21 protein-coding genes and 1 tRNA gene are annotated in these 24,697 nt (G+C 59.4%); 9 read left to right on the top strand and 13 right to left on the bottom strand.

Annotated elements, in window-relative coordinates; translation table 11 throughout:
• Positions 1-102: 102 nt before the first annotated feature.
• Complete coding sequence (locus ACWKV5_RS08055) at positions 103-1,023, top strand: LysR family transcriptional regulator (RefSeq protein ID WP_483840869.1); 921 nt, start codon at positions 103-105, stop codon at positions 1,021-1,023.
• 106 nt (positions 1,024-1,129) lie between these two features.
• Here the strand turns inward: ACWKV5_RS08055 and ACWKV5_RS08050 are convergent, their stop codons facing one another.
• A complete protein-coding gene (locus ACWKV5_RS08050; protein ID WP_483840868.1) occupies positions 1,130-2,143 on the bottom strand; it encodes an ABC transporter substrate-binding protein in 1,014 nt (337 codons plus the stop codon).
• A gap of 278 nt (positions 2,144-2,421) precedes the next feature.
• Here ACWKV5_RS08050 and ACWKV5_RS08045 point away from each other — a divergent pair, with 278 nt between their 5' ends.
• The 3 genes from ACWKV5_RS08045 to ACWKV5_RS08035 are packed head-to-tail and all read left to right on the top strand — an operon-like array spanning position 2,422 to position 6,457.
• A complete protein-coding gene (locus ACWKV5_RS08045; protein WP_483840867.1) occupies positions 2,422-4,020 on the top strand; it encodes an ABC transporter permease in 1,599 nt (532 codons plus the stop codon).
• Positions 4,017-4,832 carry an ABC transporter ATP-binding protein gene (locus ACWKV5_RS08040; protein WP_483840866.1) on the top strand — a complete coding sequence of 272 codons (816 nt, stop codon included), beginning with the start codon at positions 4,017-4,019 and terminating at the stop codon, positions 4,830-4,832. Before ACWKV5_RS08045 ends, ACWKV5_RS08040 begins: the two co-directional genes overlap by 4 nt.
• Before the next feature lie 14 nt (positions 4,833-4,846).
• Entirely contained in the window at positions 4,847-6,457 is a 1,611-nt protein-coding gene (locus tag ACWKV5_RS08035; protein ID WP_483840865.1) for an arylsulfatase, read from the top strand.
• Positions 6,458-6,576: 119 nt separating this feature from the next.
• On the opposite strand, the gene ACWKV5_RS08030 is transcribed toward ACWKV5_RS08035, so the two are convergent.
• Complete coding sequence (locus ACWKV5_RS08030; protein ID WP_483840864.1) at positions 6,577-7,650, bottom strand: fatty acid desaturase; 1,074 nt, start codon at positions 7,648-7,650, stop codon at positions 6,577-6,579.
• 100 nt (positions 7,651-7,750) lie between these two features.
• Between ACWKV5_RS08030 and ACWKV5_RS08025 the strand changes: the two genes are divergently transcribed.
• Positions 7,751-8,755, top strand: coding sequence for an AraC family transcriptional regulator (locus tag ACWKV5_RS08025; protein ID WP_483840863.1), 1,005 nt, complete (start codon positions 7,751-7,753; stop codon positions 8,753-8,755).
• A 268-nt stretch (positions 8,756-9,023) separates the two neighbouring features.
• On the opposite strand, the gene ACWKV5_RS08020 is transcribed toward ACWKV5_RS08025, so the two are convergent.
• Both ACWKV5_RS08020 and ACWKV5_RS08015 read right to left on the bottom strand, forming a co-directional pair.
• Positions 9,024-9,389: a response regulator gene (locus ACWKV5_RS08020; protein ID WP_483840862.1), complete on the bottom strand. Its 366-nt coding sequence runs from the start codon at positions 9,387-9,389 to the stop codon at positions 9,024-9,026.
• A 70-nt stretch (positions 9,390-9,459) separates the two neighbouring features.
• On the bottom strand, positions 9,460-10,146 hold the full coding sequence (locus ACWKV5_RS08015; RefSeq protein ID WP_483840861.1) for a Crp/Fnr family transcriptional regulator: 687 nt from the start codon (positions 10,144-10,146) through the stop codon (positions 9,460-9,462).
• Between the two features lie 84 nt (positions 10,147-10,230).
• Between ACWKV5_RS08015 and ACWKV5_RS08010 the strand changes: the two genes are divergently transcribed.
• Positions 10,231-10,749 carry an Mpo1 family 2-hydroxy fatty acid dioxygenase gene (locus ACWKV5_RS08010; RefSeq protein WP_483840860.1) on the top strand — a complete coding sequence of 173 codons (519 nt, stop codon included), beginning with the start codon at positions 10,231-10,233 and terminating at the stop codon, positions 10,747-10,749.
• A gap of 84 nt (positions 10,750-10,833) precedes the next feature.
• Here the strand turns inward: ACWKV5_RS08010 and ACWKV5_RS08005 are convergent, their stop codons facing one another.
• From ACWKV5_RS08005 to dibA, 6 genes are all read right to left on the bottom strand, one after another.
• Complete coding sequence (locus ACWKV5_RS08005) at positions 10,834-11,823, bottom strand: sulfate/molybdate ABC transporter ATP-binding protein (protein ID WP_483840859.1); 990 nt, start codon at positions 11,821-11,823, stop codon at positions 10,834-10,836.
• Between the two features lie 3 nt (positions 11,824-11,826).
• The gene (gene cysW, locus ACWKV5_RS08000; RefSeq protein WP_027922271.1) at positions 11,827-12,699 is read right to left on the bottom strand and encodes a sulfate ABC transporter permease subunit CysW; all 873 of its coding nucleotides are present in this window, start codon (positions 12,697-12,699) and stop codon (positions 11,827-11,829) included.
• A 13-nt stretch (positions 12,700-12,712) separates the two neighbouring features.
• The gene (gene cysT, locus ACWKV5_RS07995; RefSeq protein ID WP_483840858.1) at positions 12,713-13,531 is read right to left on the bottom strand and encodes a sulfate ABC transporter permease subunit CysT; all 819 of its coding nucleotides are present in this window, start codon (positions 13,529-13,531) and stop codon (positions 12,713-12,715) included.
• 69 nt (positions 13,532-13,600) lie between these two features.
• Complete coding sequence (locus ACWKV5_RS07990) at positions 13,601-14,614, bottom strand: sulfate ABC transporter substrate-binding protein (protein WP_059181841.1); 1,014 nt, start codon at positions 14,612-14,614, stop codon at positions 13,601-13,603.
• A 70-nt stretch (positions 14,615-14,684) separates the two neighbouring features.
• Complete coding sequence (gene oscA, locus ACWKV5_RS07985) at positions 14,685-14,867, bottom strand: sulfur starvation response protein OscA (protein WP_134419279.1); 183 nt, start codon at positions 14,865-14,867, stop codon at positions 14,685-14,687.
• A gap of 196 nt (positions 14,868-15,063) precedes the next feature.
• The gene (dibA, locus tag ACWKV5_RS07980) at positions 15,064-16,983 is read right to left on the bottom strand and encodes a phosphodiesterase DibA (protein WP_483840857.1); all 1,920 of its coding nucleotides are present in this window, start codon (positions 16,981-16,983) and stop codon (positions 15,064-15,066) included.
• A gap of 147 nt (positions 16,984-17,130) precedes the next feature.
• On the opposite strand from dibA, the gene desA reads away from it, so the two are divergent.
• A complete protein-coding gene (gene desA, locus ACWKV5_RS07975) occupies positions 17,131-18,315 on the top strand; it encodes a delta-9 fatty acid desaturase DesA (protein ID WP_027922276.1) in 1,185 nt (394 codons plus the stop codon).
• Positions 18,316-18,465: 150 nt separating this feature from the next.
• Positions 18,466-19,455 carry a GGDEF domain-containing protein gene (locus ACWKV5_RS07970; RefSeq protein ID WP_483840856.1) on the top strand — a complete coding sequence of 330 codons (990 nt, stop codon included), beginning with the start codon at positions 18,466-18,468 and terminating at the stop codon, positions 19,453-19,455.
• 126 nt (positions 19,456-19,581) lie between these two features.
• On the opposite strand, the gene ACWKV5_RS07965 is transcribed toward ACWKV5_RS07970, so the two are convergent.
• The 3 genes from ACWKV5_RS07965 to gabD all read right to left on the bottom strand — a co-directional run bounded on the left by ACWKV5_RS07965 (position 19,582) and on the right by gabD (position 23,839).
• The gene (locus tag ACWKV5_RS07965; RefSeq protein WP_483840855.1) at positions 19,582-20,796 is read right to left on the bottom strand and encodes an HDOD domain-containing protein; all 1,215 of its coding nucleotides are present in this window, start codon (positions 20,794-20,796) and stop codon (positions 19,582-19,584) included.
• Between the two features lie 138 nt (positions 20,797-20,934).
• A complete protein-coding gene (gene gabT, locus ACWKV5_RS07960) occupies positions 20,935-22,212 on the bottom strand; it encodes a 4-aminobutyrate--2-oxoglutarate transaminase (protein ID WP_123436364.1) in 1,278 nt (425 codons plus the stop codon).
• A gap of 184 nt (positions 22,213-22,396) precedes the next feature.
• On the bottom strand, positions 22,397-23,839 hold the full coding sequence (gabD, locus tag ACWKV5_RS07955; RefSeq protein ID WP_483840854.1) for an NADP-dependent succinate-semialdehyde dehydrogenase: 1,443 nt from the start codon (positions 23,837-23,839) through the stop codon (positions 22,397-22,399).
• 349 nt (positions 23,840-24,188) lie between these two features.
• Between gabD and ACWKV5_RS07950 the strand changes: the two genes are divergently transcribed.
• A tRNA-Arg gene (locus ACWKV5_RS07950) sits at positions 24,189-24,265 on the top strand.
• Positions 24,266-24,697: the final 432 nt, after the last annotated feature.

The following is a 24,697-nucleotide window of genomic DNA, read 5'->3' as shown; positions in this document are numbered from 1 at the left end:
TATTCACATGCTTCGTTGACGGAATAAGAGCTTGCATTTAAAACCTCTAGCAACCCTCGTCGCAAATGCCTTCGAGCTATTTTTAGGATGCCGGGAAAGCATATGGATCTTCGTCAGTTGCGCTACTTCATCGCCCTCAACGAACACCGCAGTTTCGTCCGCGCGGCCGACGCCATGGGCATTACTCAACCGGCGTTCAGCCGCAGTATTCAAGGGCTCGAGCAAGAATTCGGCTGTGTGCTGGTGGACCGTGGCAACAAGGACTTGCGCCCCACGCCGGAAGGCCAGGTGCTGCTGCAACACGCCCTGACGCTGGTCCAGGGCGCGGCCTTGCTCAGCGCGGAAGTGACGCAAATGACCAAGCTCGACGCCGGTGAACTGCGCTTTGGTTGTGGCCCCGCACCGGCGGTCAAACTGGTGCCGGATGCGGTGGCCCGGTTCATCAATGCGCACCCGAAAGTGCGCACCCGTTTCGAGGTGGATAACTGGGAAAAACTCAGCCGCGCCTTGAGCCGCGAAGAGATCGAATTCTTCATCGCCGACATCCGTCATTTCGAAGCCGACCCGAATTTCCAGACGCGGGCACTGACGCCCAAGCGCGGGGTATTTTTCTGCCGGCCCGGGCACCCGTTGCTGGCCAAGGAGAGCCTGTCGACCAACGACATGTTCGATTACCCGCTGGCCACCACGTTGATCCCGCCGGGCATTCGCAAGTTGTTGGCGAATCTCAGTGGGCGGATGGATTTTTCACCGAGTATCGAAACTGAACATTTCCCGGCACTGGTGAAGATCGTGCTGCAGTCGAATGCGATTGGCGTCGGCACGGAAGAAGCGTTTATCGAGGACATTGCCAAGGGGTCGTTGGCGTTGCTGCACTGGCGCAATTTGCCGCAGAACATTGAGAGCATGAATGCGCGGTGCGGGATTGTGAGTCGTACCGGGTTTCGGTTGTCGCCGGCGGCGAGGGCGATGATTGAGACGTTGGTGGCGGTGGATACGCAGCAGATGGGTGTCGCGGTTTAGGGACCCTTCGCGAGCAGGCTCGCTCCCACAGGGGATCCAGGGTGTGGCAGAGATCCAATGTGGGAGCGAGCCTGCTCGCGATAGCGTCCGCATGAACGCCAGAGATTCAGAGTTTTGCAGCCGCCAGCTCAGGCGCCACCCAATCACTCACCTTGAACGGCTTGCGAATCAGCTTCTGCTGCGAAGCCAGGTCCACCGCGTCCTGCAACTTGCCAAGAAACACCGGATCCAGCGTCGACGGGAACACCTCACTGAGCTTCTGATCCTGCAAATCCCGCGTGAGGATCACCGGTGGATAACTCGCCAGTCCCGACACCAGATCGATGTACGCCTGCTTGTTGCTGTCCTGCGTCAGCCACGCCACCGCCTGCTGCTGCGCCTTGAGCAGTTTGGCGACCACCTCGGGGTTTTCGTCGACAAACTTTCCAGTGCCGACCAGTACGGCCTGAACGCTACCCGCTCCGCCCAGATCCTTGGTGCTCAGCGGTAACTCGGCCAACCCTTTTGCTTGCAACGCGGCCAACCCGGAGCTGCCCCAGGACGCGTCGATCTGCTTGGCCGCGAGTGCCGCGACGGCACCGCTGAAGTCGAGGTTGATGACCTTCACGTCCTTCTCGCTTAACCCCTGACTGGCCAACGCCGCATCAAAGGACAACTGGGTGGCGGTCCCCCGGAAGATCGCCACGCGTTTGCCTTTGAGGTCTTGCAGCGTCTTGATCCCCGAACCAGGCACCACCCCCAGATACTGCTTCACCCCCCGCGCGGAGGCACTGAGCAGCCGGGTATCCAGACCGTTCGACTTGCCGATGATTGCCGCCAGATCCCCCAGGTAAGCCAGGTCCACCTGGCCATTGGCAAACGCTTCATTGATCACCGGCCCTGCGCCCTTGAAGAAACTCCACTGGATCTTGATGCCCTGATCCGCGAAGGCTTTTTCAAAAACCTGCTGGTCACGCAGCACGTCCACCACGCCGCCACCGCTGTGCTGAGTACCGGCACTGAGGTCAGGCACCGCGATTCTGATTTCCTTGAGTTCGGCGGCGTTGACGGTGAATGCCAGCAAACCCGCCAGGGCCGGTGCGGCGAACAGACTGATGACACGTTTAAAGGGAAGGCTCATGGGTGCGGCTCCTGATGGCGACGGGCGTTGAGGAGCTGAAAGTAGGCGCAATCGGCACCAACACTTAAATACTAAAAATTCACATTTTTAGATCATTTAGTCCTAAGCAAGTCACGCCGGGCATCCTGGGACGGTATGCATAACCAGCATCGAAAATATTCTCCGAATGCATTGGATGCGTGTCGGCTGTAGGCCTTAAATGGCTTGGCTTATCTCTCAATAGCATTGATTTGAAATTTTATAGATCGATTTTGCATACCAGACAACGGAGGTCGCCCATGGCCCGTGTTTCCCTGCTCAGCCTGCCTTTGGCCGCCCCGTCGCTTAAAGCCAGGCCACTGCGGCCGAGGCTGAGCCAACGGTTATTGCCTTGGTTGCTGCCGACCGCCTTGTTTGCCCTTTGGTGGCTGGCCAGCCGCAATCACTGGATGAGCGAGCAGATCCTGCCGACGCCTTCGCTGGTCTGGAACAGCGCGGTGGAATTGTCCCAAGGCGAGTTATGGAGCCACTTGTGGATCAGCCTGCAACGGCTGTTCTGGGGACTGCTGGCCGGTGTCAGCGCCGGGGCTGCACTGGGTGCGGCGCTGGGTTTCAGTCGCCGGCTTGAACGCCTGGTGTTCCCGACATTTGCCGGGTTGGCCCAAGTGCCGACATTGGCCTGGATTCCGCTGTTCATGGTGTTTTTCGGCATCGGCGAAGTGCTGAAACTGGTGGTGCTGATCAAGGCCATTGTGGTGCCAGTCACTCTGCACACACTCGTCGGCGTGCGCGATGCGCAACCCAAATTGCGTGAAGCTGCGGCGGTGTTGCGCTTGCCACCACGGCTGCTGATTCGACGCCTGGTGCTGCCCGCCGCGTTGCCGGCGTTCATGGCGGGCGTGCGCCTGGCACTGGCCGCCGGCTGGACATCGTTGCTGGCGGTCGAACTGCTCGCCTCCAGCGAAGGCATCGGCTACTTGATGGTGTGGGCACGGCAGTTGTTCATGCTCGACATCGTATTCGTCTGCATCGTGGTCATCGGGTTGATAGGTGTGGCGATGGATCGCGGCATCGGTTGGCTGGACAAAAAATGGGTGCACTGGCCGCATCCCGCGACTGCAGAGATTCGTCGCGGTCCACGTTATGAAGGCTGGCAGCGTCTGCAACCGTGGCTATTGCCGGTGACGTTGCTGGTGGTGTGGCAATTGACGACGGATCAGCAGTGGATCGACGCCAACATTCTGGTCAGCCCGTTGGCCGTGCTGGAGACCACGTGGATCGGCCTGCTCGACGGTACGTTGATCAGCGGCATGGCCCTGAGTCTGGGGCGCACCCTCGGCGGTTTGTTGCTGGGCGGCGGGCTCGGATTTGCCTTGGGCTTGTTGCTGGGATTGTCGCGCAGCAGTGAGCGCGTGCTGGGCCCGACCCTCGCCGCCATCCGCCAGATCGCAATTTTCGCCTGGGTGCCTTTGCTCACGGCATGGTTCGGCCTGGGGGAATTGGCCAAGTGGGTTTTCGTCGCCCTCGCCGCATTCTTCCCGTTGTTCATCGCCACCCAACGCAGCGTCGCCAACCTCTCGCCGCACCTCAACGAAGCGGCGCAGGTGTTGCGCCTGAGCCTCGGACAACGGCTGCACAGACTGGTCCTGCCGGGCGCTGCGCCAGGGATTTTTGCCGGTCTGCGCCTGAGCCTGATTTACGCCTGGCTCGGCACCATCGGCGCCGAATATTTCATGCCGTCCAACGGCGGCATCGGCAGCCAGATGATCGGCGCCCAGCAACTGCTGCGCATGGACTTGATCATGGCCGGCATGTTGCTTGTCGGCCTCACCGGCGCCCTGCTCAACCTCATCGGCCAACGCCTCGAAATCCGCGCTACTCGCTGGAGACACGCATGAACGCACCGATTGTCAGCTTCAACCACGTGGGCAAATCCTTCGACGTCGACGGCTTTGAGCTGGAGGCGATTCGCGAATTCAACCTGGACATCGCCGAAGGTGAATTTGTCGCCATCGTCGGCGCCAGCGGCTGTGGCAAATCCACGTTGCTGCGACTGTTGGTCGGGCTCGACACGCAGTTTCGCGGCCAGATCACCGTGGATGGCAAAGCCGTCAGCGGCATCGGTGGCGAGCGCGGCATTGTCTTTCAGGAACACCGTTTGTTTCCGTGGCTGACGGTGGCCGACAACATCGGCCTGGGCCTGGTCAACGAACCGTTGAGCAGCGAACAAAAGCACAAACGCGTCAACGATTTCATCGAACTGGTGGGCCTGAGCGACTTCACCCGCGCCTACCCGCATCAGCTCTCCGGCGGCATGGCGCAGCGCGTGGCGATTGCCCGCGGCCTGGTGGCCAGCCCACGAATTCTGCTGCTGGACGAACCCTTCGGCGCCCTGGATGCACTGACCCGCCAGCAGATGCAGGACGAACTGCTGGCGATCCGCTCGCGGGCAAAAATCACCACGATTCTGGTCACCCACGATGTCGAGGAAGCGATCTTTCTCGCCGATCGCGTGGTGGTGATGGAGCCGCGTCCCGGACGGATCAAGCAAGTGGTCGAGATTGCCCTGCCCCATCCGCGCCAACGCAGCAGTTTCGACTTCCACCAATTGCGTGAAGAACTGCTGCACGAACTCACCAGCGACGACCACTACCAACCGCCCGTACAGGTGCAGGTGCGCGATCTGCCGCTGTCTTTCATTGCCTGCTGAACTGGAGATTCTTGATGCCGCAACGTCCCAATTTTTTAGTGATCCTGGCCGATGACCTGGGCTTTTCTGATATCGGCGCATTCGGCGGCGAAATCGCCACGCCGAACCTTGATGCGCTGGCCTACAACGGTCTGCGCCTGACCGACTTCCACACCGCGCCGACCTGCTCGCCGACCCGTTCAATGCTGCTCACCGGCACCGACCACCACATCGCCGGCATCGGCACGATGGCCGAAGCGCTGACCCCGGACTTGATTGGCAAACCGGGCTATGAGGGTCACCTTAACGACCGGGTGGTGGCATTGCCGGAGCTGTTGCGCGAGGCCGGTTACCAAACGTTGATGAGCGGTAAATGGCATTTGGGCCTGACCGCCGAACTCGCGCCCCACGCCCGGGGTTTCGAGCGTTCGTTTTCGTTGCTGCCTGGTGCCGCCAACCATTACGGTTTTGAACCGACCTACGATGAACAGACGCCCGGCCTGCTGAAATCCACCCCGGCGTTGTACATCGAGGACGACACTTTCATCGACGAATTGCCGAAGGATTTCTATTCCTCCGATGCCTTCGGCGACAAGCTGCTGGAGTACCTCAAGGAGCGTGATCAGACCCGGCCCTTTTTCGCTTACCTGCCGTTTTCCGCGCCGCACTGGCCGTTGCAGGCGCCGGCCGATGTCGTCGAAAAGTATCGCGGCCGGTATGACGCGGGACCGGAGGTGCTGCGTCTTGAACGCCTGGAGAAACTCAAATCCCTGGGGCTGATTGAAGCCGATGTCGAGCCGCATCCGCTGATCCAGCTCAGCGCGCAATGGGATGCCTTGACCGACGAGCAACGGCAGATTTCCGCGCGAGCCATGGAGGTGTACGCGGCGATGGTCGAGCGCATGGACTGGAACATCGGGCGCGTCGTCGACTACCTGCGCCAGCAAGGGCAACTGGACAATACCTTCATTCTTTTCATGTCGGATAACGGCGCCGAGGGCGCGCTGCTGGAGGCGTTTCCAAAGTTCGGGCCGGAGTTGCTGACGTATCTGAATCAGCATTACGACAACAGCCTCGACAACATCGGTCGCGCCAACTCTTACGTCTGGTATGGACCGAACTGGGCACAAACGGCGACCGCGCCCTCGCGCTTGTTCAAGGCGTTTACCACCGAGGGCGGGATCCGCGTGCCGGCGCTGGTGCATTACCCGCAACTGTCGCTCAAGGGGCAAATCAGCCATGGGTTTGGCACGGTGATGGACATTACGCCGACCATTCTCGACCTGGCCGGTGTACGGCATCCAGGCAAGCGCTGGCGTGGCAAGGACGTGGCGGAAGTTCGCGGGAAATCGTGGCTGGGCTTTTTATCGGGCGAAACGGCACAGGTGCATGACGAGCACACCGTCACCGGGTGGGAGTTGTTTGGGCGACGGGCGATTCGGCAGGGGCAATGGAAGGCGGTTTACATCCCGAGACCGGTGGGGCCGGCGACTTGGCAGCTTTATGATTTGGGGAGTGATCCGGGGGAGATTCATGATTTGGCGTTGAGTCAGCCAGAGAGGCTGAATGCCTTGATTGAGCATTGGCAGCAGTATGTGGATGAGACTGGCGTGATATTGAGTGAGTCGCCGTTTCAGCCGGATTGATGGTGCCTGAGATACCGCCTTCGCGAGCAGGCTCGCTCCCACAGGGGATTTTTAGTGTTCACAAGTTTTGTGTTCACCGGAGATCCAATGTGGGAGCGAGCCTGCTCGCGAAGGGGCCATCAGACGCGCACGCCCTCCACGGTTTGCCCCTGAACTTCTTCCTTGCGCTCAAACCGGTTCGCCCTTCCAAACGTCCCGAAATCATTGAAGCGCACACCCATCTCGCGCATCACTTGATGCGCCACCGGCACGGTCATCTGGCGGATGTAAAACGGTTCCTTCACCACAAAGTGATGGATGCCATGGCTGCTGCCGAAGTTGAAGCAAAATGCCTGCAACGGCCACAACCACCAGGCGTTCAGCACTTGGCACTGCTTCATCACGTTGCCCGGCTCGATGTCGCCGTAGTAGTGCATGTTCGAGCTGATGAAGTGCAGGCAGAAGGTGCGCAGCACGTTCGGGCCGATGATCACCACGGCCGCGATGTCGATCACCTGCATCACCGACAACGTCGTTGCCGACCACTCGATTGGCGCGCCCATCAGTGACGCGATGCCGTTGGCCGCATGGAAGCCGAGGAACACGTACCACGCGCCCCAATGCACCAGCGCCAGCGGTGCGTAGACCTTCAGCGTGCGATGGACGATGCTGAATTTGTGCGCCCAGGTCTTGGCTCGCAGCATGCGGATGAACGACGACATCATGTTGTCACCAACCATCAGCAACCGCGCAATCCCCCAAGGTTCGCCGTTGGTGATGGCGCGTTCTTCCATGTCGGTTTCAGTGCCCGACACCTTGTGGTGATTGAGGTGCAGATGGCGGCGGATCCACGGATTGATCGTGCTCGGCCGCGCCAGCCACACCAGCCCCATCATCAGGTTGTGCGGCACACGCTGTTTGCGAAAGTACATGCTGTGGATCAGGTCGTGTTCCAGCTCGTGGGTCAACGAGGCGAAAAACGCGTTGAGCAACAGGCATGCCCACCAGGCCATGTGCCCGCTCATGTACAGCGCCGCCGAACCGATCATCCCGGCCAGGGCAAAGGTCAGAATGCCGGCGCCGAGGGCATCCTGATGATTGAGAATCGGGTAGCGTTGACGCAGTTCGACGCCCTTGGCCAGCACCACTTCACGAATATGTGCTGATCGCTGCGCTGCATTCAGTCGCTGGGGACTTGCAGAAGTACCGTGCATGCTTCCATCCTCTGGTTATTGATGTTCGCATCCTGCCTTGTGAATGTTTACAAGGTGGTAGCCATGAACGCCAACCTGTTGACCGGAAGCGCCAATCAGCATGACTGAACCGACCTCCCTCGCCAGCTGGACCCGCGCCCTGCGCAAGCAACTCGATGCGCTGGGCCTCGACAGCACCGCCCTGTGCCATCAGGCGGGGCTCGATCCGCAATTGATGGACGACCCGAACGCCCGTTACCCGTTGTCCGGCACCACGCGCCTGTGGGAAATCGCCGTGCAGGTCAGTGGCGATCCGGCGATCGGCCTGCGCGTGTCGCGTTTCGTCAGCCCCACCACGTTTCATGCGCTCGGCTATGCGCTGGTGGCCAGCGGCAGTTTGCGCGAGGTGTTCGAACGGATCGTGCGCTATCACCAAGTGGTCAGCGATGCCCTGGAACTGGAGCTGACCCGCGCCGAGGACCGCTACCGCTTTCGCCTGAAAATCCCGGTGGGTAACCCGGCACCTGCATTCGAAGCCATCGACGCCTTCACGGCGATTTACGTGCGCACTTGCCGCAATCGCCTCGGTCGCGACTATGCCCCGCTGGCGGTGTACCTGCGCCGCCCGGAACCCGCCGATGCGCATCAATGGCATAAAGTCTTCCGCTCACCGGTGTATTTCTCGGCGGAAGAAGACCGCGTGGAGTTTTCCCTGGTGGATTTCGACAGCCACCTGGACGACGCCAACCCGGAACTGGCTGTACATAACGAAACGGTGCTCAACCGCGCCTTGGCACAGCTCAAACCGCTGACCTGGGAGCGCAAGGTCCGCGACGCCATCGAAGAGCAATTGCCCGAAGGCGAGCCCAGCGCCGAACACATCGCCAAGGCCCTGCACCTGAGTTTGCGCAGCCTGCAACGGCATTTGGCGGACGAGGGCTGTCGGTTCGATACGCTGCTCAATGAAAGTCGCGAAAACCTGGCGCTGCTGCACCTGCGCGATCCGCAATGTTCGTTGAGTGAGGTCAGTTACTTACTGGGGTTTGCCGATACCAGCAGCTTCAGTCGCGCATTCAAGCGCTGGACGGGAATGACGCCGGGGCAGTTTCGGGATGGGTTGCGCTAACCGGTCCAGATATTGAGTCGCCTCGCCCGGCCTCTTCGCGAGCAGGCTCGCTCCCACAGGGTTTTGCGTTACCCACAGATTTGGAGGTCAACAAAGATCTCCTGTGGGAGCGAGCCTGCTCGCGAAGGCAATCCTCAGCTCACCACCATTTTCCTCAGTGCCAACCTGCACCGTATACAGTGCAAATCAATACAATCTTTGGAAATGCATTGTATTTAGTGCAGTTTCAATCTGAAAACCCGCCCAGCTTTGACCTGACTTCCAGAAATCACCGCCCGCGATCCCGCCGCAACAACTTGCGCACCCGCGCCACCAACTCGCTCACCGCAAACGGCTTGAGCAAATAATCGTCTTCATGCAACTCCAATCCACGCAGGCGATCCTCGATGCCGTCCCTGGTGGTCAGGAACAGCACCGGCGTCTCTCCGAGCTTGCGAATTTGTTGCTGCAACTGCCAGCCGTTGAGCCCCGGCAGCATCACGTCGAGGATGATCAGCTCGTATTCGCCGGTCTCGATAAAGCGCCGGCCGTCCATGCCGTTAAGCGCAACATCCACCGAATAGCTCGCCTCGTTCAGGCCGTTGGCCAGGAGTTTGGCGGTCTCCGGTTCGTCTTCCACTAGCAGTACACGCATGGCACACCTCGATTATCGTCGTCACAGGCTAGGCGCCTTCGCGGGCAAAGCCCACCTATAACGTCGCGCTTTAAAAAATCGCCAGTGCCCGCAATCGATCAGCATCGATAATTTCGATCTCGCCGTACTTGAGATTCAGAATTCCCTGGCCCTGCAATTCCTTGAGCAACTGGTTGGTGGTCTGGCGCGACAGCGACAGCAGCGACGCCAATTGCTCCTGCGGCAGTTGCAGCACACGGCGGGGTGGATCGATTTCGCCGTAGCCTGCGGCGATCATCAGCAAGCGATGGGCGAGACGTGCCGGGGCGGGCATCAGGCTCAACTGTTCGAGGTTGATGAAGGTCAGGCGCAACTTGTGGCTCATCAGCAACGCCAGTTGCCGCCAGTACACCGGCTGTTCGTCGAGCACTTTCAACAGCGCCGCCTGCGGAATGTGCAACAAGGTGCACGTCCCCACCGCGAAGGCGTCGTGGGTCCGCGCCTGGCCATCGAACAGGCAGATTTCGCCGAACCAGTGTGGCGGTTCCACCAGGCTCAACAGCGCTTCCTTGCCCTGTTCACTGACCGCGCCGATGCGCACCGAGCCTTCGAGCACCGCATACAACCCGCACGGCGGATCGCCGCGTTTGAACAGCAATTGCCCGGACGACAGGCGCCGCAGCCGGGCCACGGCCAGCAGACTATCCTGAAAGGGAACAGGTAGATGACTGAACCACTGGCCGCTCATCAAGCGCGAGCGCCAAACCTGCATGTCCATGGAAACTCCTGGAGATTGTCGCCTGCCTGACAGAGCGGAAAGTGAACCCGGGGCATGATCAATCACCCTACAGGAGGAATAACAATGAAAAGCCTCGTTGACCATCTCAGTCAATACGCCGCTTACCACCGTGACCCGCGCAACATCGCCAGCCACTTTATCGGTATTCCATTGATTGTGGTGGCCGTTGCGGTGTTGCTGTCGCGGCCGCAATGGGCGGGTGGCTGGCTTTCGCCGGCGGTGCTGGTGTCGTTGGCTTCGGCGTGGTTTTACCTGCGCCTGGAGGTGCGCCTCGGGGTGCTGATGACCGTGTTGCTGGGGCTGTCCGTTTGGGCGGGGCAAGTGTTGGCGCAGCAAAGTACCCTGGTGTGGTTATCGAGCGGTATCGGGATGTTTGTGGTGGGCTGGGCGATTCAGTTTGTCGGGCATCACTATGAAGGGCGTAAGCCGGCGTTTGTCGATGACGTGACCGGGTTGATTGTCGGGCCGTTGTTTGTGGTGGCGGAGTTGGCGTTTCTGTTGGGGTTGCGGCATGACCTGAAAGAACAGATCGAGGCGCGGGCCGGGGGTGTGCGGATCAATCCGAATCGCGCTGCGGCCTAAGACGCTTTCGCGAACAGGCTCGCTCCCACATTGGATTGTGGGAGCGAGCCTGCTCCGGGCGGCGTTCCGACGAAGCTTTTGATCTTAGAGGTTGGCGAGTTTCTGCCAGACCTTGGGCTTGAAGAACAGCGTTTCACCCTTCGCCAGACCGATCAGGCTGTCGTGATCCTTCACCACTTCCGCCTCGATCAATTCGCTCTGACCTTCAACTTTCAGCGTCACCCGAGTCGTCGCGCCCAACGGACGGATATCGCGCACTTCAGCCGCGTGGTGATCTTCCAGTTCATGCCGCGACAATGACACCTCGTGCGGACGGAACAGCACGTGGTTGTCCTCGCCCAAATGCAGTCGGTTGGAATCACCGAGGAAGTGATAAACAAAATCGCTGGCCGGGTTTTCGTAGACATCGCCCGGTGAGCCAATCTGCTCGATCACACCCTTGTTCATCACCACGATCCGGTCGGCCACTTCCATCGCCTCTTCCTGGTCGTGGGTCACGAATACCGACGTCAGGTTGATGTCTTCGTGCAGCCGCGCCAGCCAACGGCGCAGTTCTTTACGGACCTTGGCGTCGAGGGCGCCGAAGGGTTCGTCGAGCAGCAGGACTTTCGGTTCCACCGCCAAGGCGCGAGCCAGGGCGATACGCTGACGCTGGCCACCGGAGAGTTGCTCCGGGTAGCGATCCGACAGCCAGTCCAGTTGCACCATGTTCAGCAGTTCGTGGACTTTTTCCGCGATCCTGCTTTCATTCGGACGCTGGTTTTTCGGCTTCATACGCAGGCCGAACGCGACGTTGTCGAACACGGTCATGTGGCGGAACAAGGCGTAGTGCTGGAACACGAAGCCGACGTTGCGATCACGCACGTCGTGGCCGGAAACGTCTTCGCCGTGGAACACGATGTTGCCCTGATCCGGGGTTTCCAGGCCGGCGATGATCCGCAGCAGCGTGGTTTTACCGCAACCCGACGGGCCGAGCAGCGCCACGAGTTCACCGCTCTGGATGTCCAGGCTGATGTTGTCCAGCGCCTTGAACGCATTGAAATTCTTGCTGACGTTACGCACTTCGATCGACATGAATTATTCCTCCGCGGCGCTGGCGCGCAGGCGGTTAATACGGTTTTCGCTCCACTGCTTCAGCAGCAGGATGAAGAGCGCCATGATCAGCAACAGGCTCGCTACCGCGAACGCGGCCACGTGGTTGTATTCGTTGTAGAGGATCTCGACGTGCAGCGGCAGGGTGTTGGTCACCCCGCGAATGTGCCCGGAAACCACCGACACCGCACCGAACTCACCCATCGCCCGCGCGGTACACAACACCACGCCGTAGATCAGGCCCCATTTGATATTGGGAACGGTGACGTGCCAGAACATCTGCCAGCCATTGGCGCCCAGCAGGCGCGCGGCCTCTTCCTCTTGCGTGCCCTGTTCCTGCATCAGCGGGATCAGCTCACGCGCCACGAACGGCACGGTGACGAAAATCGTCGCCAGCACGATGCCCGGCAAGGCGAAGACGATCTGGATATCGTGATCCTGCAGCCACGGCCCGAACAGGCCCTGGGCGCCGAACATCAGCACGTAGACCAGGCCGGCGATCACCGGTGACACCGAGAACGGCAGGTCGATCAACGTGACCAGCATGCTCTTGCCGCGGAACGAGTACTTGCTCACGCACCACGCGGCGCTGACGCCGAACACCAGGTTCAGCGGCACCGAAATCAGCACGGCGATCACTGTGAGTTTCAGCGCCGACAGAGCATCCGGTTCGAAGATCGCGGTGAAGAACGCCCCAAGGCCCAGCTTCAGGCCCTGGGACACCACGATGAACAGTGGCAACAGCAGAAACAGCGCAAAAATCAGCCAGCCAAGGCCGATCAGGATTCTTCGCGAAGTGGCACTGCCACGGCGCGCAGCGTTGGCCGAAGAGGCGGCAGCAATAGACGATTGGGACATGGTTCGCGCCTCCTTATGGGGTTTCGATGCGACGTTGCAGCAAGTTGATCAGCAGCAACAGGACGAAGGAAACCACCAGCATCAGTACACCAATGGACGTGGCGCCGGTGTAATCGTACTGGTCGAGCTTGACCATGATCAGCAGCGGCAGAATCTCGGTTTTCATCGGCATGTTGCCGGCGATGAAAATCACCGACCCGTACTCGCCGACCCCGCGGGCAAAGGCCAACGCGAAACCCGTCAGCCACGCAGGGAGCAACGCGGGCACCAGAATGTAACGGAACACCTGTAAAGGTTTTGCCCCGAGACACGCCGCCGCTTCTTCCACTTCACGCGGGATATCAGCCAATACTGGCTGTACGGTACGTACTACGAATGGAAGTGTCACAAAAGTGAGGGCAAGGGTGATGCCGAGGGGGGTGTAGGCGATCTTGAAACCCAGGTCCGCTGCAAACTGACCGACCAAACCGGTGGGGGTGTACAACGCAGTCAGCGCGATACCCGCTACCGCCGTCGGCAAAGCGAAGGGCAAGTCGATCATTGCATCGATGATTTTGCGACCGGGGAAGGTATAGCGCACCAGCACCCAGGCCAGCAGCGTGCCAATGATGCCGTTGATGATCGCGGCATAGAGCGCGGTGCCGAAGCTCAGCTTCAACGCCGCCAGCACCCGTGGCGCCGAGATAATCGCCCAGAACTGATCCCAGGTGAGTTGGGCGGCATGGACGAACATCGCCGCCAGTGGAATGAGCACAATCAGGCTGAGGTACACCAAGGTGTAGCCCAGCGTCAGCCCGAAGCCGGGTATGACGGGGGAGATACGACGCGACATAAAAGTCCTTGGTTGAGAACGCGCAAAGCCCCGACGGTTAAATCGGGGCTCGTTGATGGCTATTTAAGACTACTGCGCCTGATAAATCTGGTCGAACACGCCGCCGTCATTGAAGAACTTCGGTTGCGCGGTTTTCCAGCCGCCGAAGTCTTTGTCGATGGTCACCAGGTCCAGGGTCGGGAACTGCTTGGCATACTTGGCAGCCACGTCCTTATCACGTGGACGATAGAAGTTTTTCGCGGCAATTTCCTGACCGGCCGGGCTGTACAGGTGCTTGAGGTACGCTTCGGCGATCTGCTCGTTGCCCTTTTTCTCGGCGTTCTTGTCGACTACGGCCACTGGCGGCTCGGCAAGGATCGACAGCGAAGGCACGACGATTTCGAATTTGTCGGCGCCGCCGTCTTCTTTCAGCGCCAGGAACGCTTCGTTTTCCCAGGCCAGCAACACGTCGCCCTGACCGTTGTTGACGAAGGTGATGGTCGAACCGCGAGCGCCGGTGTCCAGCACAGGCACGTGCTTGAACAGGGTCTGGATGTAGTCCTTGGCCTTGGCTTCGTCACCGCCGTTGGCTTTCAGGCCATAGGCCCAGGCTGCGAGGAAGTTCCAGCGTGCGCCGCCGGAAGTTTTCGGGTTCGGGGTGATGACCGAGACATCGTTCTTGACCAGATCGCCCCAGTCCTTGATGCCTTTCGGGTTGCCTTTGCGCACCAGGAACACGATGGTCGAGGTGTACGGCGTGCTCGCTTCCGGCAGACGCTTCTGCCAGTCCGCCGGCAGGGTCTTGCCGAGTTTGGCGATTTCGTCGATGTCACCCGCCAGGGCCAGGGTAACGACATCGGCACGCAGACCGTCGATCACCGCGCGGCCCTGCTTGCCCGAACCACCGTGGGATTGCTGGATTTTCACCGTGTCGCCGGCGTGGTCCGCCTGCCAGTACTTGATGAACTCGGCGTTGTAGTCCTGATACAGCTCACGCGTCGGGTCGTACGACACATTGAGCAGCTCGTAATCCTTGGCAACCGCGGAACCCGCAAAAAGGGCGCTGGCCAGGGCGGCCAAAGCGAAATGACGAATCGACGACATGGTGAAAGCTCCTGGAATTCTGTTTGTGTTGGCTTTTTTTTATGGAGGCGGGAAACGGGTTGCCGGTTGCTTAGCTCGGCTTGTTGCTCGGACTCTGCAGACGGAATTTCTCTTTGCGTTCGATCTGGACGACCTGGGCGTTATGCACAGTGATCTCCACAGCCCCAAAGCGCAGATCGCGCAATGCGCTTTGGATCTCACGCAAAATGGTTGCTTCGTCTTGGCCATCAACACTACGTAGGGATGCGCTCATGGTGCTGCTCCTTCAACTGAGAGGTTGCCTGGCAGTGACGGCACTGCTTGCGGCGTGAGACCAATAGTAGTGAGGAGTAGATATTCTTAAAAAGACTATTTAAGAATGTTTATATAACCGAAATGATTTGCTTGCTGGGACGCGGGTTTGCGGTGTTTTTGACATTGACTCGCCACAAAAAAGCTTAAAGGCAGGGTTAGCGAATAACGGGCGCGCACATCCAATCCAGTTGCTCTGCCGGCACCGGCCGCCCAAACCAGTAGCCTTGCCCCAGATCACACTCATGCTCAAGCAGGAATGCAGCCTGCTCGACCTGCTCGATCCCTTCGGCATGCACCTGCATCCCCATGCTCTGCGCCAAGGCGATGATCACTCGCACAATCGCCGCGTCATCTTCATCACACGGCAACCCGGCGACGAAGCCCTGGTCGATCTTGAGTTTCTGCACCGGTAATCGCTTGAGCCGCAGCAGTGACGAATATCCCGTGCCGAAATCGTCGATGGCCAGCCGCACACCCAACTCGCGCAGGCGATGCATCTGCTCCAGCGCGACCTCCGGATCCTCCATCACTGCGCTTTCGGTCACTTCCAACTCCAGATACGCCGGATCAAGCCCCGTGGCATCCAGCACCTGAGCCACCTGCTGATACAGTTCGCGCCGGGCAAACAGTCGCGATGAAACATTCACCGCCACAAACGCCAACTCCACGCCCGCCGCTCGCCACTGGCACATTTGCTGGCAGGCCTGGCGCATGACCCAGGCATCGATCTCGGCAATCAGCCCGGTACGCTCGGCGATGGGGATAAACTCTGCCGGCGACACCAGCCCGCGCTGCGGATGCGCCCAACGCACCAGCGCTTCGACGCCGATCAGGCGACTGGTCTTGAGGTCATGCACGGGTTGGTAATAGACGCGCAGCTCTTGCTGCTGGAGCGCGCGGCGCAGCTCAAAGGCAATTTCCACCCGCTGCTGAGCGTGGGCGGTCAACTCTTCGGTATAGAGCGCGTAGCCATCCCGGCCCGCACTCTTGGCCTTGAACAAGGCCGAATCGGCGTTGCGCAACATTTGCTCGGCACTCAAGGCATCACTCGGAAACTGACTGATGCCGACGCTGGCATTGATAAACAGTCGATGCCCGTCAATGTGGAACGGCTCGCGCAGGCCATCGATGATTCGTTGAGCCAGCGCCGCAGCTTGGGCCACTTGCGGACAGCTTTCGGCGAGCACCGCGAATTCGTCACCGCCCAGACGCGCCAGGGTCATGCCTGGCCCGAACATGGCATTCAAATGCTCGGCCACCGCCTTCAGCAGTTGATCACCGACGGTATGCCCGAGGCTGTCGTTAATCATCTTGAAGTGATCCAGGTCGATCATCAGCAACGCGCAGCCCCGTTTATGGATTTGCGCCGATGCCAGCGCCTGTTCGACACGGTCGGTGAACAACAGCCGATTGGGCAGATCGGTCAGTGGATCGTGATGAGCCAGGTGCTTGAGCTCGTGCTCGGAGTTTTTGATCGCACTGATATCGGAAAACACCGCCACGTAGTGGCTACATCGGCCCTGATCGTCATGAATGATGCGGATGGTTTGCCATTGCGGATAGATTTCACCGCTTTTTCGGCGATTCCAGATTTCCCCGCTCCACTCACCGGTGCTGTTGAGTGTCGCGAACATCGACTGGTAGAACGCGGGCGGATGATGGCCGGATTTGAACAGACTGGGTTGCTGGCCCAGCACCTCGTCACACTGATAACCGGTGATCGCCATGAAGGCCCGGTTCACATGGACAATCAGCCCGTTGCTATCGGTGACCAACACACCCTCACGGGTGCAATCGAACACAGCGGCGGCCTGGCGCAAACGCTCACGGTCGGCATGGCGCTCGCGCAGTCTGGCGCCGATCCCCAGGCATTTGAACAGTCGGGCCCGGGCAATGAAGATCAAACCGGCGCTAAGTGCCACCCAGAAGTAACCGTTGATCAGTTGCCATCGTAATAGCTCGGCAGAGCTATCGAAGAATCTGTTCAATAAATAGCCACTAACGGCCATCCAGGTGACTGAAAGCAGAAGGTAAAGCAGCGCTGCACGCAAGGCATCGCGATAGGTGGCAGACATTAGAGCGTCCATGTCCCCATAGAAAGGTTGGAATTATAGGTCAAGGACACATTCAGCCACTCTTATCTGAAAGGGCGACTGGTTTTATCCGTGGGCTTAGTGATAATGCAACGGCTGTTTTTTTCTTTATCGAGGGCCCTACAGCCTATGTGGTACGAAGGTTTACTCGGCTTGTCGCCCTGGTCACTGGTGGCAGTCACCCTGCTGATGACCCACGTCACGATCGTTGGCGTCACGGTCTATCTCCATCGTTATTCAGCCCATCGCTCGCTTGAGCTCAATGCCGGCCTGAAACATTTCTTCCGCTTCTGGCTGTGGCTGACCACGGCGCAGAACACCCGCGAGTGGACCGCTATCCACCGCAAGCATCACGCCAAATGCGAAACCGTCGATGACCCGCACAGCCCGGTCGTCAAAGGGCTTTCCACCGTTTTGCGCAAAGGTGCCGAGCTGTACCGCGCCGAAGCGGAAAACCCGGAGACCCTGCGCATCTACGGCAAGAACTGCCCCGAAGACTGGATCGAACGTAACCTCTACAGCCGATTCCCGCTGTTGGGTGTGGCGATCATGGGCGTCATCGACCTGCTGCTGTTCGGCACCATCGGTATCACCATCTGGGCCATTCAGATGATGTGGATCCCGGTGTGGGCCGCCGGCGTGGTCAATGGCCTTGGCCATGCCATCGGCTACCGCAACTTCGAATGCCGCGATGCAGCCACCAATCTGGTGCCTTGGGGCATCCTTATCGGCGGTGAAGAACTGCATAACAACCATCACACCTACCCTAACTCGGCAAAATTGTCGGTGAAGAAGTGGGAGTTCGACCTCGGTTGGGCCTGGATCCAGGTCTTCAGTTTCTTCCGTCTGGCCAAAGTCCAGCGGGTCGCTCCTATCGCGCACCGGGTTGAGGGCAAAGGCAGCCTGGACATGGACACCGCCATGGCGATCCTCAACAATCGCTTCCAGATCATGGCCCAGTACCGAAAATTGGTAATCGCGCCTCTGGTCAAGCAAGAGCTGGAAAAGGTCGATCACTCTGTCCGCCATCAATTCCATCGCGCCAAGCGCCTGCTTTCGCGGGAAACCAGCCTGCTGGACGAAAAACACCACGTTCGCATCCAGACCATGCTCGAACACAGCCAGGCGCTGAAGGTAATTTACGAGAAACGCCTGGCCTTGCAGCAGATCTGGGTCAAGACCAGCTCAAATGGTCACGACATGCTCGCCGCCATCAAGGATTGGGTGCATGAAGCTGAGGCCAGCGGCATTCAATCCCTGCGCGACTTCGCCGACCAGTTGAAGACCTACTCCCTGCGCCCTGCCGCTGTCTGATGCCGTTGATCGGTGCGCCCCGCCAGCGGGCGCACCCTTCGGAACTAAGCTCCAAATCCCCTATCTCAAAGACACTTCGCCACCCCTGGCGGGTTTCGTTGTCGCCGCTTTCGAATCCAGAACAGCGCACGCCCTTTGAGATTTGTCCCGATGGTCCCCAAAAACCTGCACGACTCATCCTTTGCGCAATCGCCCGACACGGCTCAAACCCTGATGGCGCTGATGCATGCCCAAAGTGAAGTGGCGCGACTGAGCGAACGCGAACAGCTGTTCAGTTCGCTGCTGGTGAGTGTCAATGCGGTGCTGTGGGCATTCAACTGGGAAACCCGGCAGGTGCTTTACGTCAGCCCGGCCTATGAGCGAATTTTCGGTCGCTCCGCCGGCAGCTTGCTGTCCGACTACAACGAATGGCGCGACAGCATTTACCCCGACGACCTGGACTACGCCGAACGCAGCCTGGCCGACGTGCTGGTCAAAGGTGCGGTTGAAGACCGCGAATACCGCATCATCGATGCTAATGGGCAGGTGCGCTGGCTCAGCGACAAATGCTTCGTCAACCGTCAGGCGGAACCTGGCCAACCCGTGATCATCGTCGGCATTGCCGAAGACATCACCGAAAAGAAGCGGATGGAAGCCGAACTGCAGCGCCTGGCCACTACCGATGTACTGACTCAAAGCAGCAATCGCCGGCACTTCTTTGAGTGCGCGCAAAAGGAGTTCGCCCAGGCACGCAAGCAAGGAACACCGCTGGCGTTCCTGTTGCTGGACATCGATGATTTCAAAGGGGTCAACGACACATACGGTCATCCGCAAGGTGACGTGGTGCTGCAACAGATCGCAGAGAGCGGTCGCGCAGCGTTACGCCGAGGCGACGTGTTCGGGCGGATCGGTGGTGAAGAGTTTGCGGCAGTGTTTCCCGGCTGCGCGCCCGACATGGCCCTGCAAGTGGCCGAACGGTTGCAACGGCAGATTCAGCAATTGAGCTTTAGCCATGACGAGCAGACGTTTGGCATTACTGTCAGCCAGGGTTTGACCAGCCTCACCGACGAGGACGAAAGCCTCGACAGCCTGTTTGCCAGGGCGGATGCGGCGATGTATGAAGCCAAGCGGCAGGGCAAGAACCGGATCATTTCCGGTTAACTAACCGAACACTTCCCCACTGTGGGAGCGAGCCTGCTGGCGATGGCGGTGTGACGTTCAAAACAGATGCTGACTGATACACCGCTATCGCGAGCAGGCTCACTCCTACAGGGGTATTTGGCAGGTTCACTTTTTGCGTAATCGCATCAGTTCCGGCAAACCAATCTTGAGCAACCGTGCTGTTCGGCTTTTCGCCACCGCTTCCACGCCCTCATGTTCGGTCAGGCGCGCCAATTGCGCCGCCATGTTCATCACCAGCGCTTCGCGTGAGTAAACCCCGCCACCGAGCTGATAGACCGCCGCAATCAGCTCTCGCAACTCCAGCGGCAGACGCCAGCGCGTGCGCAGTGCCGAACCGTAGGCCGCGCCGAACTCGGCCAGCGCATTGCCGACTTCCTCCCATTCATCCAGATCACCTCCGCCCTGCTTCCACTCTTGCAAACATCGCAGCAGCGCCAGGTCGCCAAGACGATGCAGCATGCCCGCGCAGTAACACCGCTCTTGTTCCAGATCCAGCAAGCGTGCCAGCGTGCGGGCGTATTCGGCGGTGTGCAGCGACAACTCCCAATTACGCTCGGCATAGTCCGCCAGTAGCGGATCGTCGAGCCGGGCGCTGCGCTTGAGGGCCAACCCCAGAATCAGGTTCATGCTTTGCCCGGAGCCCAAACGGTGCAAGGCCTGAGACAGGGTCTGCACAGGATCACCCAGGTGATGCGCAGCACTGTTCGCGGCGGCGATCAGCACAGCGGTAATCTGCGGATCGGAGCGAATTTCGTCTTCCAGCCGCTTCAGATCCAGTCCGCCGGGATTGAGGCTGCGCTGGACTGCAATCTGTACGTCAGTCATCAACGGCGCACCGTCTGTCAATTCTCGACGACGCTCCAGATACACCGACAACGTCATGCCGGGGGCCAACTTTGGCACCTCACAGGAAACCTCCTCACCGGCGTTCAGCAGCAGCTCTTGCAGACGCTGGGTAAGGTTTTCCATGTTCAGGGGTTTGGTCAGGTACGCCGTGGGCGCCAAAGGCAAAGCCTCGTGCACGCTGCCACTGTCGTTGCGGCTGCTCATCAGAATGAACGGCAGTGGCGGATTGCGTCGGCGTTGACGCACGTTTCGCAAAACATTCAAGCCATCGACACCGGGCAACTCCCAGTCAACGATCGCCAGGTCGTAAGGAATTTCCGCCAGCCTGTCGATAGCGTGCTGACCATCAGCGCACAGGTCCAGCCGCGCGTCGCAGCGCACATTCAATAACACCTGTTTGAGCAGGTCTCGAGACCACGGGTCGGCCTCGGCAATCAACACCCTCGGTGCAGCGGGTAAATCAACGACAGTCATGCAGCACGCTCCCTCGCAATGCTTGAACCTTAGTCAACACTGGCGATTCGAGACAGTTCAAATGACCTGAATGTGTTTCAAGAGGCGTAAAAAAACCCGCCGGAGCGGGTTTTTTGTCGATCAGGTCACACTAGGTGATCACAGCTCGGAGAAGCACTCTTCGATGATCGCCAGACCTTGGTCCAGTTGCTCGTCCGGCGAAGTCAGCGGTACTAGGACGCGCAGAACGTTGCCGTAGGTGCCGCAGGACAGCAGGATCAGGCCCTTATCGCGAGCCTTGGCCACAACCGAAGCTACTGCAGCAGCGTTTGGCTTGTGGCTGTCGCCGTTTTCGAACAGCTCCACAGCGATCATCGCGCCCAAGGCACGGACTTCGCCGATCACCGGGTACTTGGCCTGGATGGCCTTGAGGCCAGTGACCAGACGCTCGCCAACAGCCTTGCAACGGTCCAGCAGGTGTTCTTCTTCGAACACTTCCATCACGGCCAGGGCCGCGGCGCAAGCGATCGGGCTACCGGCGTAAGTGCCGCCCAGGCCGCCTGGAGCGATGGCGTCCATGTATTCGGCCTTGCCGCACACACCGGCCAACGGGAAGCCGCCAGCGATGGATTTGGCGAAGGTGGTCAGGTCGGCGGACACGCCCATCTGTTCCATGGCGAAGAAGGTGCCGGTACGGCCAGCGCCGGTTTGCACTTCGTCAGCGATCAACAGGATGCCGTGCTGGTCGCACAGTGCGCGCAGACGCTTCATGAACTCTTTAGGCGCGACGTAGAAACCGCCTTCGCCCTGAACCGGCTCGATGATGATGGCAGCGATGTCACGCGGCTCAGCGTCGTTCTTGAAGATGCGTTCGATGCTGGCGATCGAGTCGTCGACGCTCACACCGTGCAGTTCATTCGGGTACAGCGCGCGGAATACGCCGCCTGGCATCAGGCCCATGCCGGCCGAGTAGGGAACGACTTTACCGGTCAGGCCCAGGGTCATCATGGTGCGACCGTGGTACGCGCCGGTGAAGGCGATCACGCCAGCGCGGCCGGTGGCGGCACGAGCGATTTTCACGGCGTTTTCTACCGCTTCGGAACCGGTGGTGACCAGAAGGGTTTTCTTGGCGAAATCACCAGGTACCTTGGCGTTGATTTTTTCGCACAGCTCTACGTACGGTTCGTAGGCCAGGACCTGGAAGCACGTGTGGGTCAGCTTGTTCAGCTGCTCGGTCACGGCGGCGATGATTTTCGGGTGCACGTGACCGGTGTTCAGCACGGCGATACCGCCGGCGAAGTCGATGAACTCGCGACCTTCAACGTCAGTCACGGTGGCGTTCTTCGCGGACTCGGCGAAGATTGGGTGAATCTGGCCAACACCGCGTGGTACAGCGGCTTCGCGGCGTTTCATCAGGGATGCGTTAGTCTTGCTCATAAAGTCCTCATTCGCCGCTCATCGGGCGGCGTGGCTCAAGGAAAATGCAGCGGGGAGGCAACTACGGCAGCATGCGATGATCGACTGCCACAGCTTTCCCGGCCGCAGATAAATTTCGTTTGAAGCGCGCAAAGGGACAGCGCTCTCGTGCCCTTTGCGTTTGAAGCAAAATCCCTGGCCGGGCTTAGATGCCCAGGCAGAGGTATTTGATTTCCAGGTAATCCTCGATGCCGTACTTGGAGCCTTCACGGCCCAGGCCCGACGCCTTGATGCCGCCGAACGGCGCGACTTCGTTGGAGATCAACCCGGTGTTGACGCCGACCATGCCGTATTCCAGGGCTTCAGCCACACGGAACACACGGCCCAGGTCACGAGCATAGAAGTACGAGGCCAGACCGAACTCGGTGTCGTTGGACATCGCGATCACTTCGGCTTCGTCTTTGAAGCGGAACAGCGGAGCCAATGGACCGAAGGTTTCTTCCTTGGCCACGGCGGCGTTCTTCGGCACGTTGGTCAGGATGGTCGGTTCGAAGAAGTTGCCTTCCATGACCTTGCCACCGGCCAGAACGGTTGCGCCTTTGCTGATCGCGTCAGCAATGTGCTCTTGAACCTTGGCCACGGCTTTTTCGTCGATCAGCGGGCCAGTGGTGGTGCCTTCTTCCAGACCGTTGCCGATCTTGAGTTTGGCCACGGCCACTTTCAGCTTCTCGGCGAACGCGTCGTAGACAGAATCCTGAATGTACAGACGGTTGGCGCAGACGCAGGTCTGGCCGTTGTTGCGGTATTTGGAGATGATCGCGCCTTCGACGGCCTTATCCAGGTCCGCGTCGTCGAACACGATGAACGGCGCGTTGCCGCCCAGTTCCAGGGACACTTTCTTGATGTCCTTGGCGCATTCAGCCATCAACTGGCGACCGATTTCGGTCGAGCCGGTGAAGGACAGTTTGCGAACGATCGGGTTGCTGGTCAGCTCGCTACCGATGTCGCCGGCGCTGCCGGAAACAACGCTGAATACGCCTTTCGGGATGCCAGCACGCTGAGCCAGTTCAGCCAGGGCGAACGCGGAGAATGGGGTTTGCGAAGCAGGCTTGAGCACCATAGTGCAACCAGCGGCCAGGGCCGGGCCGGCTTTACGGGTGATCATCGCGGCCGGGAAGTTCCACGGGGTGATGGCAGCGGTCACGCCGATTGGCTGCTTGATCACGATCAGGCGCTTGTCTGGCTGGTGGCCCGGAATCACGTCACCGTAGACGCGCTTGGCTTCTTCGGCGAACCATTCGATGAAGGAAGCGGCGTAAACGATTTCGCCCTTGGCTTCGGCCAATGGCTTGCCCTGTTCGAGGGTCATCAGGCGAGCGAGGTCGTCCTGGTTCTCAATGATCAGCTCAAACCAGCGACGCAGTTTGTTCGCGCGATCCTTGGCGGTCAGTGCACGCCAAGCCGGCAGCGCTTTGTCAGCGGCTTCAATCGCACGGCGGGTTTCGGCAGCGCCCATTTTCGGCACGGTACCCAGAATTTCGCCGGTGGCCGGGTTGTTTACTTTGATCGTCTGACCATTGTCCGCGTCGACCCAAGCGCCATCGATAAAGGCTTGCTGGCGGAACAACTGGGTGTCTTTAAGCTGCATGTCGGCTTTCCTTAACAGCACCGCGGCAGGCGCGGAGCGAATTATGATTGTAGAAAGGCGCCCTATAGGCTGCCGTCAGGGAAATCATTCACTGGGCTGAAGCACATAAATAGCGCACTGATTGATACCGTGCGGTTCAGCACCCAGACAAGAGCGTTTGATATCTCAAACGAATCCTAGGATCAAAGGGGGTAAAGGACAATAGCCTGTTCGAAAAAAAGAACGAAAACGCCGCATTTACCTAATTTTTCTGATCAACGTAGCAAACGCAGATTACGCTTTCAAAAAACACAGGCGATTCAGCAGCATGGACGCACGCAGCACATATGAGTATCATGGCGCCCGCATTGCACCAGTAGCTCAGCTGGATAGAGTACTGCCCTCCGAAGGCAGGGGTCGTGGGTTCGAATCCCGCCTGGTGCACCATACGCTGCAAATGAAAAAGCCTCAGATCTTAGGATCTGGGGCTTTTTTGTGGGTAATGGTTTATCAACTTCGGACAATGACGTTGTTTTTGGCGTGAACTGGCGCTGCGCATCACTTAAGGGAGCCCGATCTCTGAGACTTGCGAGGCCGTCGGGGGCATAGGTCACCCTGCGAGCCCTGATCGAGTCTCAGGGGCCTGTCACGTGGCTTGGAAGTCATGACCAAGGCCTTGAACTGGCCGGCTCACCATCAGAACTGCCCCCAAATCATGAGTCCCGCACCGTGCTGTTGAAACACAGCACTACGGTACGAACTTTCCTGCGGGCAAAACAAAACCCCAACTGCTTTCGCAATTGGGGTTTCGGAATTTAATCTTGACGATGACCTACTCTCACATGGGGAAACCCCACACTACCATCGGCGATGCATCGT

It is taken from the genome of Pseudomonas oplopanacis (assembly GCF_057128725.1).
The sequence above is the reverse complement of the archived record's forward strand: the minus strand, read 5'-3'. Positions and strand labels throughout refer to the sequence as shown.

What these genes read in the sequence shown, in the direction of transcription:
- ACWKV5_RS08035 (WP_483840865.1), top strand. Translation starts at nt 4,847, where the DNA reads ATGCCGCAACGTCCCAATTTTTTAGTGATCCTGGCCGATGACCTGGGC.
- desA (WP_027922276.1), top strand. Translation starts at nt 17,131, where the DNA reads ATGTGGTACGAAGGTTTACTCGGCTTGTCGCCCTGGTCACTGGTGGCA.
- ACWKV5_RS07990 (WP_059181841.1), bottom strand. Translation starts at nt 14,614, where the DNA reads ATGTCGTCGATTCGTCATTTCGCTTTGGCCGCCCTGGCCAGCGCCCTT.
- ACWKV5_RS08010 (WP_483840860.1), top strand. Translation starts at nt 10,231, where the DNA reads ATGAAAAGCCTCGTTGACCATCTCAGTCAATACGCCGCTTACCACCGT.
- cysW (WP_027922271.1), bottom strand. Translation starts at nt 12,699, where the DNA reads ATGTCCCAATCGTCTATTGCTGCCGCCTCTTCGGCCAACGCTGCGCGC.
- dibA (WP_483840857.1), bottom strand. Translation starts at nt 16,983, where the DNA reads ATGTCTGCCACCTATCGCGATGCCTTGCGTGCAGCGCTGCTTTACCTT.
- ACWKV5_RS08045 (WP_483840867.1), top strand. Translation starts at nt 2,422, where the DNA reads ATGGCCCGTGTTTCCCTGCTCAGCCTGCCTTTGGCCGCCCCGTCGCTT.
- ACWKV5_RS08005 (WP_483840859.1), bottom strand. Translation starts at nt 11,823, where the DNA reads ATGTCGATCGAAGTGCGTAACGTCAGCAAGAATTTCAATGCGTTCAAG.
- ACWKV5_RS08050 (WP_483840868.1), bottom strand. Translation starts at nt 2,143, where the DNA reads ATGAGCCTTCCCTTTAAACGTGTCATCAGTCTGTTCGCCGCACCGGCC.
- gabD (WP_483840854.1), bottom strand. Translation starts at nt 23,839, where the DNA reads ATGCAGCTTAAAGACACCCAGTTGTTCCGCCAGCAAGCCTTTATCGAT.
- ACWKV5_RS08025 (WP_483840863.1), top strand. Translation starts at nt 7,751, where the DNA reads ATGACTGAACCGACCTCCCTCGCCAGCTGGACCCGCGCCCTGCGCAAG.
- ACWKV5_RS07970 (WP_483840856.1), top strand. Translation starts at nt 18,466, where the DNA reads ATGGTCCCCAAAAACCTGCACGACTCATCCTTTGCGCAATCGCCCGAC.
- gabT (WP_123436364.1), bottom strand. Translation starts at nt 22,212, where the DNA reads ATGAGCAAGACTAACGCATCCCTGATGAAACGCCGCGAAGCCGCTGTA.
- ACWKV5_RS08020 (WP_483840862.1), bottom strand. Translation starts at nt 9,389, where the DNA reads ATGCGTGTACTGCTAGTGGAAGACGAACCGGAGACCGCCAAACTCCTG.
- oscA (WP_134419279.1), bottom strand. Translation starts at nt 14,867, where the DNA reads ATGAGCGCATCCCTACGTAGTGTTGATGGCCAAGACGAAGCAACCATT.
- cysT (WP_483840858.1), bottom strand. Translation starts at nt 13,531, where the DNA reads ATGTCGCGTCGTATCTCCCCCGTCATACCCGGCTTCGGGCTGACGCTG.
- ACWKV5_RS07965 (WP_483840855.1), bottom strand. Translation starts at nt 20,796, where the DNA reads ATGACTGTCGTTGATTTACCCGCTGCACCGAGGGTGTTGATTGCCGAG.
- ACWKV5_RS08055 (WP_483840869.1), top strand. Translation starts at nt 103, where the DNA reads ATGGATCTTCGTCAGTTGCGCTACTTCATCGCCCTCAACGAACACCGC.
- ACWKV5_RS08040 (WP_483840866.1), top strand. Translation starts at nt 4,017, where the DNA reads ATGAACGCACCGATTGTCAGCTTCAACCACGTGGGCAAATCCTTCGAC.
- ACWKV5_RS08015 (WP_483840861.1), bottom strand. Translation starts at nt 10,146, where the DNA reads ATGGACATGCAGGTTTGGCGCTCGCGCTTGATGAGCGGCCAGTGGTTC.
- ACWKV5_RS08030 (WP_483840864.1), bottom strand. Translation starts at nt 7,650, where the DNA reads ATGCACGGTACTTCTGCAAGTCCCCAGCGACTGAATGCAGCGCAGCGA.